The sequence below is a fragment of the Clostridium sp. CM036 genome, from assembly GCF_055081135.1.
Window position 1 is genome coordinate 954,814 of record NZ_CM143652.1, and the last position, 14,194, is coordinate 969,007.

The following is a 14,194-nucleotide window of genomic DNA, read 5'->3' on the forward strand; positions in this document are numbered from 1 at the left end:
TAATATAAATTCTTTTGAAAGGGGTGTATAGATTGTATAGATTAAATCAAAATGAAACTCCACTATTTGATGCTCTAATGGAATATGTAGACAGAGAAACCTTACCTTTTCACGTACCTGGGCATAAAAAAGGAATAGGCGCTGATGAACAATTTAGAAATTTTATGGGGGAAAACCCTTTTAAAATTGACGTTACGGTTTTTAAACTTGTTGATAGTTTTCACCACCCAACTGGACCTATCAAAAAGGCACAAGAATTAGCAGCGGATGCTTATGGTGCTGATGCATCATTTTTCTCAGTACACGGAACTTCTGGCGCTATTCAAGCTATGATTATGTCTGTAGTTGGATCAGGTGATAAAATCATTGTACCTAGAAATGTACATAAATCCATAACTGGTGGTATCATTTTATCAGGTGCAGTTCCAGTTTATATGCAACCAGAACTAGATAAAAAAATAGGTGTTGCTCATGGAGTTTCCCCAGAAACAGTGGAAGAAACCTTAAAGAATAATCCTGATGCAAAAGCTGTACTTATAATTAACCCAACATATTATGGAGTTTCCACTGATATTAAGAAAATTGCAGATATTGTTCATGAATACGATATTCCTTTTATAGTTGATGAAGCTCATGGCCCTCATCTTAATTTTAATAGCAAATTACCAATGTCAGCAATGGAAGCTGGTGCAGACATCTGTGCTCAAAGCACTCATAAAATTATAGGTTCATTAACTCAAAGTTCAATGCTACATGTTAATTCAAAGCGTGTTAACCCCGCTAGAGTTAAACAACTAATAAACCTAATGCACACAACGTCACCTTCCTACATTCTAATGGCATCACTGGATTGTGCTAGGAGACAAATTGCATTAGAGGGCACTCAGCTTTTAGAAAAAACTATTGATTTATGTAATTATGTAAGAAATGAAGTAAATAAAATCCCAGGATTTTATTGTTTTGGCGAAGAGGTTTTAGATGGTTTTGGTGCTTACGCTTTTGATCCAACTAAAATAACAATAACTTGTAGAGATTTAGGAATAACTGGTTATGACTTGGATATGATTTTATCTAACAAATATCATATCCAAATGGAATTATCTGATCTTTATAACATATTAGCCGTTGGTTCGTATGGAGATACAAAAGATGGAATGGAGCAATTACTTCAAGCTTTAGTAGAAATAAGCAATGAGTACTATGGCAAAGGCACAATAAAATCTGATTTTATTGATATTCCTAGTATTCCAGAGCAAGTTCAAATTCCACGCGAGGCTTTCAACAGCGTAAACACTGCTGTTGAAATCAAAAATAGTGTTGGTATGATAAGCGGAGAATTCTTGATGGCTTATCCACCTGGCATTCCAGTACTTTGCCCCGGTGAGAGAATAACTCAAGAAATCGTAGATTATGTTGAAAAATTGAAAAACACTGGATTATATGTTCAAGGAACTGAAGACCCTGAAGTTGAATATATAAAAGTTGTTAGAGAAGAAGATGCTGTTTATATAACTGTTGAATAGAAGAAAAAGAACTCCTGATTTAGGAGTTCTTTTTTCTTCTATTCAATTTTACTCTATAATCAACATTTGCTTTTTCAATAGTTCCTAAATACTTGAAATATTCAGTGTCTTGCATTTCACTTATTTTTTCACAGGTATTAACTGTTTTAATAAAATACTCCATAACATGAATTATCTTTTTTAAGGGTTCAGCTAATTTTTGATTAAGCCTAATGGACATTTGTTTTCTCTTATTTTCGGAAATTCTTTTAATATTTTCATAGCATTCGCTTGCAGAATATACCAATCTTATCTTTTGTAAATTTATGCTTAAGGCATCTCTGTATGTTGGCAATAATTCTTCCAACATATGTTCATTAAAATATTTTTTCTCCTCTTTAAATTCCTGAGATTTATCTATAAGTTGTTTTAAAGTTTCATTATTCTTTTTTCTAATATCAGGCAATTGAGTAACAATTTGTTTTACCTGCTCTGAGTCCACAACTCCTTCTTTAGTTAATAACTCTAAACCCTTAGCCACTAATTTATACTCTTTCTTATCCTTTTCAACTGTAGATTCATCTTGAAATGAATTTACTATGCATGCTCTGTTTTCTGTATTATAAAATATTTCTGAAAAATAAGCTAATTTCGCTAGTCTTTCTTGTAAAAATTTTTCAGTAGCAAATTCATTTTTTTCATTAATATAAAGATATCCCAAATTTTCTTTACGAAAATTTCCGAACAATTTCTTAGAAAATACAATCTCTCTATATAATATATTATTATATTCTAAAGGGGTAGAGATCCTAACTACTTCACCTTTCTTTGTATATTGCTTTATATGCTCTAATATTTCTTTAGATGCTAGTATGTATATTGGCATTTTTATTCCTCCTTTGTTTTCTCATTTACGATTCTAAGGCTTTTACAAATGTTTTTGCCAATTTAACGACATTTCAGAAGGAAAGTCTCCTACTTCTATAAGTGGGAGTATAAATCTCCTTCTGAAGTTGTAGATGCATCTTCCTCGAAGCTGTGAAGCTCTGCAGGAGATGATTTAATCTACTAAAAGGAGTAGAGAATTAAAAAGATCACAATATTTCAGTGACCTTTTAATAAATTTAATATAAAATTCTATTATTAACATTTTGTATAGATTTACACCCTGTAAGCACCATAGCTGATTTTAATTCACCTCTAAGGTAATCAATATAAGATTTTACGCCTTCAGCCTTGCCTCCAAATGATGCGGTTACAAATGGCCTCCCAATAAGTACCGCGTCTGCACCTAGTGCTAGCATTTTAAGTATATCTGCTCCACTTCGAACTCCACCATCAGCTAAAATAATTACTTTACCCTTAACTTCCTTCGCAATTTCCGTAAGAACATCTGCTACACCCGGGGTTTGGTCTAATACTCTCCCACCATGATTTGACACTACAATTGCGGATACCCCTGCATCCACCGCAAGTTTTGCTTCGTCTGCTGTCATTATTCCTTTTAAAATAAATGGAAGCTTCGTTGATTCAACAATTTCTTTAATCTCTTCTACGGTTTTAGGCATAACTGGTTTGCCATGAAGTGCTAACGTAATAAGACCGCAAGCATCTATATCCATACCTATAGCAAATGCGCCTGCTTTTTCTGCTAATTTAATTTTTTCTATAACGTTTGCATTTTCCCAAGGTTTTATTATTGCAATGCCGTTTCCACCCTGTTTTTCTAATTCACAAAGATTAGTTGTAAAAAAAGAATCTACAGCAGTATCTCCCACCATTGGGATTATACCACCCTTAAGGCATCCACTAATAACCCAAGATATATATTCTTCTTCACTAAATTTACCACCCATGTTTAAAGTAGTTCCAGATACGGGAGCTGCAAATACAGGTATATCCATTTTTATTCCAAATAATTCTATAGAAGTATCTGGATTTTTTGCATCATGTATAGTTCTCATATTAAGTTTATAAGCTGCCAGTGACTCTATATTAATTTTAAAAGCATCCCCTGTTCCTTTTCCGCCCATTCCAGGTACCTCTCCAGCACAAGCTACTCCATTACATATAGGACAAACTCTACAGCTTTTGTTTAAATTCCCTCTAGCATCTTTTAAAACATCTTTATAATTCATTTTATTTCCCCCTTAGTTATAATCTAAATCATCTAGATTTTCTTCTGTAAAAACTTTTATACCCCTGGATAATAATAACTCCGCAGTAACTCCATTACCTTTTTTTTTGGTTCCACTAAAAGTTCCATCGTATATTTGGGGAGTTCCACAAGAAGGACTTCGTGCTTTTAAAATAGCAATACTAGCTCCAACGTTTTGTGCAATTTCAAGAGTTTCATAAGCCCCTTTTATAAACTTTGCAGTTACATCATCATCCTCTGGCCCAAGAATTCTAGCTTTACCTTCTAGCACATCTCTACCATTCCCGTTTACAATTTCATGAGGAGCCCTAGGGGTTTCTTGTCCCCCTAACTGTTCTGGGCAAACAGGCATAACTTTTCCTTCTTTCAATAGTTTAAGCACCCTTAAATCTAAATTATTGCCACCATTATATTTACAATTAACTCCACATAAACAAGCACTTGCAATAATCATATCATAACCATCCTTTATTTTAGTTCTACTACAGTAACTCCACTACCGCCTTCACCGTAATTTCCCAATCTATATGTTTTAACATGGCCATGCCTCTTTAACATATCTGTAATAGCTTTTCTTAAAACTCCTGTCCCCTTGCCATGAATAATTGTAGCTTCTTTAAGTCCTCCTAAACAAGCTTCATCTAAATATTTATCAACAGTATAAAGAGCTTCCTCCGAATCCATACCTCTTAAATCTACAGAAGTTGACACACTTCTTATATTTAGCTTCATTTCTCTCTTAATTATCTTTGCCTTTTTCTTATCTTCCTGCGTAAGCTTTGATTCTCTCAGATCACCCACTTTGACATTTATCTTCATAATGCCAGCTTGAACCTGCACCTCACCCTTTTTATCAGGTTTTGAGATTACAATAACCTTTTGGTTAAGAGATGGTAAATATACTTCCTGACCTTGTTTTACATTTTTTAATTTTTCTCCTAGTTCGTCATTGCTTTTTTCTACATGTCTATCTAATGTTTCAAGCTTATTTTTAATTTTCATTCTTTCCTCTTCAAGCTTTTGCCTTGCTTCAGAGGAATATCCAAGCTTTTCAAGTTGTCTCATGTTTTTAAGAATGACATCTGATTCTTCCTTGGCATCTTTTATAAGTCTCTTTGCTTCCCTTTGAGCTTCATACATTGCATTTTCTCTAATGTTTTCAAGTTTATATAATTTTTCCTGGTATTTGTCTTTTAACTTACTAGCTTCTAGCTTCAAAGCTTCAGCTTCCCTAGCATCACGCTCTGCCTTTATGCTCTTTTCTTGCAAACTTTGAACTAATTCTTCAAACTCTAATGTATCTTTAGAAATATTCTCTTTTGCATTTTTAATAATGTAATCTGGGAGACCTAGTCTCTTAGATATTTCAAAAGCATTTGATTTACCTGGTACTCCAATTATCAGTCTATATGTTGGGCTTAACGTGTCTACATTAAATTCTACAGAAGCATTTTCAACCCCTGTAGTTTTTAAAGCATATCCTTTTAATTCACTATAATGGGTAGTCGCAACTACTTTTGTACCTCTTGCCCTTAAATTTTCGAGAATCGAAACAGCAAGTGCTGCTCCCTCTGTAGGATCTGTTCCAGCTCCTAATTCATCAAATAGAGCTAGAGATTTTATATCTGCTTTTTCAATTATATTTACTATATTTGCCATATGGGAAGAAAAGGTAGATAAGCTTTGCTCTATGCTTTGCTCGTCACCTATATCTGCGAAAATCTCATGAAAAAAGCTTACCATGGACCCTTCTCTAGCTGGAATTAAAATCCCACTCATAGCCATTAACTGAATTAAGCCTACAGTTTTTAAAGTTACTGTTTTACCCCCGGTATTGGGTCCTGTTATTACTAGTGAAGTAAATTCTCCTCCTAAATAAATATTACTAGGTACTACAACCAACGGATCTATCAAAGGGTGCCTTGCTTCAATTATATCTATTACTCCCTCTTCATTAACCCCTGGAATAATAGCATTAATTTCTATTGCATACCCTGCCTTTGCAAAAATAAAATCTAATTCCCATACTATATTTGCATTGTTACCAACAATATTTATATTTTCATATATCTTATAGGATAATTCAGCCAAAATTCTTTCAACCTCAGCCTTTTCCTTTAGCATAATTTCCTTAATTTCATTATTTAGGTTCACTAAACTCATTGGCTCAATGAATAGTGTAGCCCCTGAAGAACTCTGATCATGCACAATTCCTGGCACACTACCCTTATGTTCTATTTTAACAGGAATTACGTATCTATCCCCTCTTATAGTATAAAGGCTTTCTTGAAGATATTTTGCATTTGATCTAACTAGTGAAGTTACCTTATCTTTTACTGAAGCATTTTTCTCTTTTAAAGATTTCCTTAAGCTAAAAAGCAAACTACTAGCCCTATCAGAAATTTCTTCATCACTAATTATTGCTATAAAAATTTCATCTTCTAATTTTTTTATTGGGACAATCCCAATACATATATCTTCTAAAACTCTAGAGGACTGCTCATCTGACTTGTTACCAACATAATTTTGAAATAATCTAGCACACCTAAGCATTTGCGCTATCCTCAAAAGCTGCGTTGGCATAAGTGATGCTGCTTTTGATGCCCTTATTATTGCAGATCGAACATCATATATACCTTCAAATGGTGCACTTCCTTTTTTTGATAAAAGCAGTAATGCCTCATTAGTTTCCTGTAAGTGTTCTTTTACTTCATAAATATTAGTGTAAGGCTCCAAACCCTCTATAAGGTCTTTACCTGCCGTAGTGTGCGTGTATGCTTTGATTTTTTCTTTAATTTTATAGTATTCTAAAACCTTTAATGATTTTGTATTCATAATAATTCACCATCTTTCCTTTGTTAAAAAATTTAAACGCCTACTATTATTTATTCGACTCCTCTTTTATAGTGCCCTCTAGTATAATTTTTAAATTCTCCTTGCCATTCTTTATTGATATAATTTCTAAGAACCTCTATAGTTTCCTCATAATTTTCATGGATAAAATCTAATCTAAAAGAGGAAATATTATTTTTCTTTATTTCATCCATATTTGAGATCAAATTCACAGGCACATTGTTATAAATATAGCTTCTACAATATTTGTCAGTATCAATACTAAATTCTGCGCCCATTCTATCTTTAAGTGTATACAATCCTTTGATGCATTTCTCTTTGCAGGTATTATTATCACTCTTGTTTCCAAAAACGCTTCCTATAGCACAATATTCACTAACCATAAGCTCATATTTTCCGTAAATCATAATTTGCAGTGGCAAAGAACTTTTAGTTGCAATTTTCTTGATTTCCATTTGGTTTAACTCAGCACTAATACAAGTTCCCGTTAGAAAATCCTTGTAAAAATCTCCTGCATAGCTATTAAAAATATTCAATTTATAATCCCCAATTACAGTGATTTTTTTATTAAATCTACTAATTATTCCTAGATTAGCCGTAATAATACCTTTTAATTTACCTAAGTTATTCTCAATAAATTCACAAATACTTTCAAATTCTTCTTTGATAATATTGGGAACCTTAAAATAAATATTTACATCATACTCATTAAAGTTGATGTTACATCTTCTCATAAAAGGATTTATAGCAATATTATCAAAACCCATTTCAAGTACCGCTTTTAATTGCTCTTCATTTGTTACATATATAAGTGTCTCAGGTATAATGTTATTTTTATTCTCATTAAATTCTAAATAATTCTTTTCTCCCTGTAGGCTAAGTCCTTTATTGTAATTAATCTGCACATTATTTTTTTCTCTTTTATATTTTGCTATTATATAATTTTGAACGTCATCTATTAATTCTCGCCTAACTAAATTCAATGTTGCCATTGGCACAAAACCTTCTTCAAAGCTTTCAAAATTCACTTCATTTATTTTGAAAGGAGTATCTCCTGTTTTAGATAGATTTTTGGTTATACGTTCTCTTTCAAGTGGTTTATTTAAAGCTTCTTGAACAATATCTCCCTTAACATTAAAGCCTTTTCCCATATAACTTGTACTTATACTTAAAGGCTTATTTGTGGCGAACTCAATCGAAAGATTTATTTCTATTTTCCTCTTAAATTTATCCTTATACCTATTTGAAAGATCATCCATTAACTTAACATCAGAAATTTTGTATAAAAAGTCTCCAGCTTTAAATTTAGCTGGTTTTAATAAAACTCTATCGGAGGTCACTGCATTTTCGACCTCTATTCCATTCTTTATTATTTTTGAAATAGCAAACCCATCCTCTAAAAACATTACACCATCTTTTAATGCTACATTCTCTAAAAGTGTTACTGACAAATCATCATTTGCGATGCCTATTGGTAGCCCAGAATTTTTAGGCACTTTATATGCCATCATATCTTTTCCTTTATTACCATATAGGTAAGCTTTTGAAAACCCTTCTCTATTAAATAATTGTGTTAAAACTTTAGTATCCTTATCTAATTTTTGTATTTTATTATTACAAATATTGTCCAGCGCTCGTCTATATATTTCCACAACACCTGCAACATATTCCGGTTTTTTCATTCTTCCTTCAATTTTTAGTGAAGACGTGCCACTTTTAGCTATATCTTTTAAGTTTTCTATTGTACAAGTATCTTTAGGGCTTAAAAGGTATGCCTTATACATTTTGTCAGTGTTTTTATCTGTTAGTGTATAAGGTAATCTGCAGGGTTGAGCACATCTGCCCCTGTTTCCACTCCGCCCTCCAATAATACTACTCATAAGACACTGTCCCGAATAACATATGCATAAAGCTCCATGAACAAAAACTTCTGTTTCCACTTTTAAAGTGTTAGATATGTAATCAATTTCTTTTAAACTAAGCTCTCTTGAGAGAACTATCCTAGTAAATCCCATCTCTTTTAAAAACAAGGCAGCTTCGCCATTATGAATCGTCATCTGTGTGGACGCATGAAGCTCAAAATCAGGAAAATTATTTCTTATTAAGTATATTAATCCTGTATCTTGAACAATCAGTGCATCTACTCCTACACTATATAAAAAGCCTACATACTCCATAATTTCTTTTAATTCGTTATCCTTTAGTAATGTGTTTAAAGTAACATATACTTTAACTCCATAAATATGACAGTAATCTACTGCCCGAGCGAGGTTCTCATTATCAAAATTAAAAGCATAAGCTCTTGCTGAGAATTTACTTCCTCCTATATAAACTGCATCTGCCCTCATTTGCACTGCTGCATATACGCTTTCCATACTTCCAGCAGGGGCTAGTAATTCAATCTTTTCCATTTACATCTCTCCTAATTAGTGTTGTAAGTCTTATTATACAGTAAATGTTGTCATCAATACAACAAAACCTCCACTGGATTTCCAGTAGAGGTTTCAATACTTATTTAATTATAATAGACTTAAGAAACTTCCATTCATTAAAATTTTATGATTGTAATTTCCAAACATATTCCCCTAATTTATTAACATATCCAATTCTTTTACCTAATTCAACCCTTGCAATTCCACCAATAAATTCATATGCTTCTTCAAAACTTGGCTCTATAACTATTTCCCCAACGCAATCTATGTAACCCCACTTTTCTCCTATTTGAGCTGCTATTAAACCTTCACTCATAATATCTACATCTTCAAACTTAGTGGGTATTATAATGCTTCCATTTTTATCAATGCAACCATATTTTTCATTCTCACAAATTACAGCTATGCCTTCATAGAAACTATCTGCCCATTGAAACTTAGGTTTTATAATAAGCTCGCCGCTGCAATCTATATAGCCGTATTTTTCCCTCATTTCAACTGGTGCGAGTCCATCATTGAACTCCCCACAAACATTATATCGAAGGGGTATAATTATTTCTCCCTTATTGTTTATATAGCCATACTTTCCATTAGCGCAAACAGATGCCATCCCATCGTTAAATGCATGGGCATACTCATAGATCGCATCTATTATAACTTTTCCATATTTATCAATATAAGCTATTCTACCACCTATTTGCACTGCTGCTAACCCTTCACTAAAGTCGCTTGCATCTAAAAAGTTTACCGGCACTATTTCCGTACCTTCAGCATCTATATATCCCCACATATATCCATTCTTTACTGCTGCTCTTCCCTCCATAAAGTAGTTAGCTTCATCATATTTAGGCTCAACGATAATTTCACCGTTTAAATTAATATAGCCTTTCTTTCCTTCCAACTTTATTACTGCAGATCCTTCGCTAAACTGTTGAACTTCATCATATTTAGGTTCTATTACAACCTCTCCAGCTTTATTAATAAATCCATACTTTTCCTCTATTCCAATTATGGCTAGTTCGCCTTCAAACTCCTCAGCATAATTATATTTACATTCTATAACTACATTGCCTTCCTTATCTATATACCCATACCTTTTTTTTGATTTCACAGGATATAATGTTTTCTCATTCTTCATACTATAACTTCCTTTCTTATATATATCTATAAAATAATGCTCACAGGACAATGATCCGATCCTAAAACATCATTTAAAATATTAGCTTCTTTTAATTCACTTACTAACTCCTCAGTTACAAAAAAATAGTCAATTCTCCATCCTACATTTTTTTCTCTAGCCTTAAATCTATAACTCCACCAAGAATATTTGGTTTCTGCCCCGTGGAGATATCTAAAAGTATCAACATAACCATATGATATAAATTTATCCATCCAAGCTCTCTCTACCGGTAAGAACCCTGAATATTTTTCGTTTGCTTTTGGATTTTTAAGATCTACTTCTTTGTGTGCAGTATTGTAATCCCCACAAATAATTAATTTTTTCCCTTTTAGTTTAAGCGTCTCACAGTAGGAGAGCAGTGCATCATAAAAGTCCATTTTATAATTTAACCTTTCTTCATCTCTCTGCCCATTAGGAAAATATATGTTAAATAGAGTAAACTTTTCAAACTCAGTTATTAATATTCTGCCCTCACTATCAAATCTTTCTATTCCAATACCGTACGTAACAGATATTGGTTTTTCCTTAGTGTAAGTAGCTACACCACTATACCCCTTTTTCTCCGCACACGAAAAATATGAGTAATAACCTTTTATATTTTTAAGCTCCTCAACTATTTGGTTTTCTTGGATTTTAGTTTCTTGAACACATAAAATATCTGGCTGTTCTTCTTTAATCCATTCAATAAATCCTTTATTTTTTATAGCTCTTATGCCATTTACATTCCATGAATAAATTTTCATAAAAAAACCTTCCTTCTACAGTTATTTCATACAAGTGCATTACCTATATAATTTTCATATATTCTTTATTTAATATATCATATTATTGAATATTATTGAATTATTTATTTAGCTATGCCTATCAACAAGTATTATATCCTAATTTCGCTATATTTAAAAATTGCTTTTTAGTAAAAATACACACAATTACTATCACCTTTATGATTAAATCTGAATATTATTATAATGAAAGGGGGTTTATACATGAATTCTATAGAAAGATATGTTGGAAGCAAAGAAGAGTTTTACTTTTTCCTAAAAGATGAAGTTATAAGATTATTCAAAGACAAACTCAAAATAGACGGAACCCGTGTTTTAATACCTGACAATGAAGAATTAGGTTATGAATTTAAATTTGTTAGGGACGAAAATTATGGTGATTTCTCAATTAAAGTTAAATGGGGACAAAAACCAGAAAAAAACGAAGATTTCGAAGAAAATTTCCAAGAAAATTTTCAAGAAGACTCCGAAGAAGATTCAAAAATGATTATAGATAAACATTTTACCATGAATAACTATTAAATTATTTATCAACTAGTATGTTTATATAAAATTTTTCTTTTCCTCAATTTAACGACTTCAGCTCCGCAGGAGCTAATTTAAGCAAATTCATTATTTTTTTGATATTTAATAAAAACACTATATTGTATATTTACAATATAGTGTTTTATTACATATTATTAAAACTTTACATTTAAGCAGATAATTCATCTTTACTATCCATCTTAATATTTTTCTTTAATCTAACATTGGGTTCAGTCGGCAATTTAAATAATGGTATAAATCTATCTAGTCCTGTTATAGTAAGTAGTAATAATGAACCTACTGCCACCATAGCCATAAAGTTATATCTTATTATATCAAGAGGTACAAACTTGTGAAGTGGATAAACTGATGAAGCTATCCCCATATAAAAAGCTATATATACATGCCATGGAATAAGCTGTGACCCAAATACACCAAGCGCATCACCGAAAGTAGCATTTCTTAAACGTAATGTATACATATCTTCTTCGCTACCCTCTACGTTATCTTCAAGTAAATTTTTGATTATTGGTCCAACTGTTACTATTTGTGCCATTTCATCTGCTAATGCAGCATTACCTAAAATTGACAACATTCCATTCCAAAACATAAGTTGGCGTACATTTTTTGAAATTTTAGAAACTAATCTTGATAACGGAGCAAATGCATCCATTTTACCCATGATGCCTCCAAAGGCACCAACCCACATCATCATGACAATAACCCATGAACCTGCATCTGCGAAACCTATTTTCATTAATCCTAAAAATTGAGGTACAGATTCTACTGTTCCCGCTGTCAATCCAAGGATTAAAGATGTTATTATTCCAAGCCCTAAACATGCAAGTGTTGGAAGTCCTTTAATTGCTACTACAAGTACAACCAATAATGGAATTACCATATAATATGGAACCCCGGTTTTAACTTGATTTAAAAGTTCAACTGCTGAAGGTCTAGCTTTTTCAAGTGATACCCATACATCTTTTGGAATTTTATCTATTGCATCCGCTGCATTACCAATTACTGTTGGAAGTCCCATTCCAACGCTTACAGCATAGAACATAATTGCAGTTATTGTTAAACATATTAGTGACCAAACACCTTGATGCCTTATTCTATCAATAACTTCCACTTTTTGAATACCTGAACTTACGACCGTTGTGTCAGAAATAAGCCCTATATTGTCTCCAAAACAAGCTCCACCAGCAATTGCTGCTGTAGTAAGTAATAAATTTCCTCCTACTATATGGTTTAGCCATAGAAAAATCGGAGCACAAGCTGCAAAGGTTCCCCATGAACTACCAGTTGCAACTGAAAGCACTGCCGTTACCATAAATCCTGTTACAGCTACAGTTCTAGCTGTTAATCCAAGTGTTAATGAGAAATTAATTATTGATGCACCCACTCCTGTTGACATAAAAGCCTCTGCCATTGCATAAGCTGCCATCAGTATAAAGAAAACTAATTGCATTTCTTTTACGTTATCCACCGCACCATCAACAATGTCATTAAATTTAAATTTACATACTAATGATGCTATTATAGCTGCGTAAATAGTTGCTATTGGTGCCGCTAGTAATGCATCCATTTTAGACATCATTAATCCTGCCATTAAAAATACTGGTGATATTTTTAGTAAAGCGTTTAAGAAGCCAATCATGTATAAGTCCCCCTTTTTTGATTCCGTTTACATAAATAATAGAATACGTATATAATATATAATGTACACACTTTCTTGTGTACATTATATATTATATATTATATTAGTTCAATTGTTTTTTATTTAGTAATTTAATACATATATATATATAATATAGCAGGTTATGTTATAATTAAATTAGATTTTTTAATCTTATTATAAAACGAATATATTAAAATTAAGAGGTATAAAATGAGCTTTAATAAATTCCCGAAAATCTTTAAATATATGTATGAATTACATCGTAGAAACTTTAAATTGTACTTCAATCCCATTAGTGTGCCATCGTATGAGCCCGTAGTAACAAATTCTATTCATTGGGTAGGCCATGCTACTGTAGTTATTAATTTAAGTGGTAAGGTTATAGTAACTGACCCTGTAACTAGTATATATCTTGGTCAATTAAAAAGATTAGTTAAACCATCTTTAAACTTAGCCTCCATTAATATTGATTATATATTGCTGTCTCATGGTCATATGGATCATATGAATTACTCCACTCTAATGAAACTAAATAAAAGTGCTATAATTATTGCTCCTAAAAACCTAAAGGTTCCTTTAAGACTTTTAGGTTTTAAAAGTATAATTCTTCTAAACAATGATGAAACGTATAATGATAATCACATAAAAATAAAGGCTTTAAAAGCAAATCATGATGGTAGACGTTATCCTTGGGGAGCTGAAGCTGAGAGCAATTCCTATATAATTGAAAGTAGTTCAAAAAAGATTTTTTTTGCTGGTGATACTGCATATACTGATACATATAAAAATTTAATAGCAGATGTTGCTATCATGCCTGTAGGCTGCTATAAACCTGATGAGTTTCAAGAAATGCATTGTACTCCTGAGCAGAGCTTTAAAATGTTTAAAATGACAGAAGCTAAAATCATGATCCCAGTTCATTATAAAACCTATATTTTAGCTCAGGATGAAGATGAGGTTACCTGTGATACTTTAAAAAGAATAAATGATGGAAGCATAAAAATTATTGATATCGGTCAAACTGTAAAATTATAATGATTTAAACAAAATAAAAAACAGGCACTAGAACTTTCAAATAAGT

At 32.1% G+C, this 14,194-nt stretch carries 11 protein-coding genes; 3 read left to right on the forward strand and 8 right to left on the reverse strand.

All coding sequences use genetic code 11. The features are described 5' to 3' along the window. The first annotated feature begins 32 nt into the window (after positions 1-32). Positions 33-1,523: an aminotransferase class I/II-fold pyridoxal phosphate-dependent enzyme gene (locus ACWJKE_RS04590; protein ID WP_165413611.1), complete on the forward strand. Its 1,491-nt coding sequence runs from the start codon at positions 33-35 to the stop codon at positions 1,521-1,523. 19 nt (positions 1,524-1,542) lie between these two features. On the opposite strand, the gene ACWJKE_RS04595 is transcribed toward ACWJKE_RS04590, so the two are convergent. The 7 genes from ACWJKE_RS04595 to ACWJKE_RS04625 all read right to left on the reverse strand — a co-directional run bounded on the left by ACWJKE_RS04595 (position 1,543) and on the right by ACWJKE_RS04625 (position 10,868). Next, complete coding sequence (locus ACWJKE_RS04595) at positions 1,543-2,388, reverse strand: hypothetical protein (protein WP_462959196.1); 846 nt, start codon at positions 2,386-2,388, stop codon at positions 1,543-1,545. A gap of 238 nt (positions 2,389-2,626) precedes the next feature. Then, positions 2,627-3,640 (reverse strand): alpha-hydroxy-acid oxidizing protein, encoded by a 1,014-nt coding sequence (locus tag ACWJKE_RS04600; RefSeq protein WP_216303555.1) that lies wholly within the window; start codon positions 3,638-3,640, stop codon positions 2,627-2,629. Between the two features lie 12 nt (positions 3,641-3,652). Further along, on the reverse strand, positions 3,653-4,114 hold the full coding sequence (locus ACWJKE_RS04605; protein WP_165413608.1) for a 2-thiouracil desulfurase family protein: 462 nt from the start codon (positions 4,112-4,114) through the stop codon (positions 3,653-3,655). 14 nt (positions 4,115-4,128) lie between these two features. Further along, the gene (locus ACWJKE_RS04610; protein WP_462953906.1) at positions 4,129-6,495 is read right to left on the reverse strand and encodes an endonuclease MutS2; all 2,367 of its coding nucleotides are present in this window, start codon (positions 6,493-6,495) and stop codon (positions 4,129-4,131) included. A 50-nt stretch (positions 6,496-6,545) separates the two neighbouring features. Next, on the reverse strand, positions 6,546-8,924 hold the full coding sequence (locus tag ACWJKE_RS04615) for a U32 family peptidase (protein ID WP_220286806.1): 2,379 nt from the start codon (positions 8,922-8,924) through the stop codon (positions 6,546-6,548). A 145-nt stretch (positions 8,925-9,069) separates the two neighbouring features. After that, positions 9,070-10,083 carry a WG repeat-containing protein gene (locus tag ACWJKE_RS04620; RefSeq protein ID WP_216303559.1) on the reverse strand — a complete coding sequence of 338 codons (1,014 nt, stop codon included), beginning with the start codon at positions 10,081-10,083 and terminating at the stop codon, positions 9,070-9,072. Between the two features lie 26 nt (positions 10,084-10,109). Further along, positions 10,110-10,868, reverse strand: coding sequence for an exodeoxyribonuclease III (locus ACWJKE_RS04625; RefSeq protein WP_216303560.1), 759 nt, complete (start codon positions 10,866-10,868; stop codon positions 10,110-10,112). A 243-nt stretch (positions 10,869-11,111) separates the two neighbouring features. On the opposite strand from ACWJKE_RS04625, the gene ACWJKE_RS04630 reads away from it, so the two are divergent. Then, the gene (locus ACWJKE_RS04630) at positions 11,112-11,429 is read left to right on the forward strand and encodes a hypothetical protein (protein WP_220286805.1); all 318 of its coding nucleotides are present in this window, start codon (positions 11,112-11,114) and stop codon (positions 11,427-11,429) included. 172 nt (positions 11,430-11,601) lie between these two features. On the opposite strand, the gene ACWJKE_RS04635 is transcribed toward ACWJKE_RS04630, so the two are convergent. After that, entirely contained in the window at positions 11,602-13,092 is a 1,491-nt protein-coding gene (locus ACWJKE_RS04635) for a Na+/H+ antiporter NhaC family protein (protein WP_216303562.1), read from the reverse strand. Between the two features lie 231 nt (positions 13,093-13,323). Between ACWJKE_RS04635 and ACWJKE_RS04640 the strand changes: the two genes are divergently transcribed. Continuing rightward, positions 13,324-14,148, forward strand: a complete 825-nt coding sequence (locus ACWJKE_RS04640) for an MBL fold metallo-hydrolase (RefSeq protein ID WP_216303563.1) — start codon at positions 13,324-13,326, stop codon at positions 14,146-14,148. Positions 14,149-14,194: the final 46 nt, after the last annotated feature.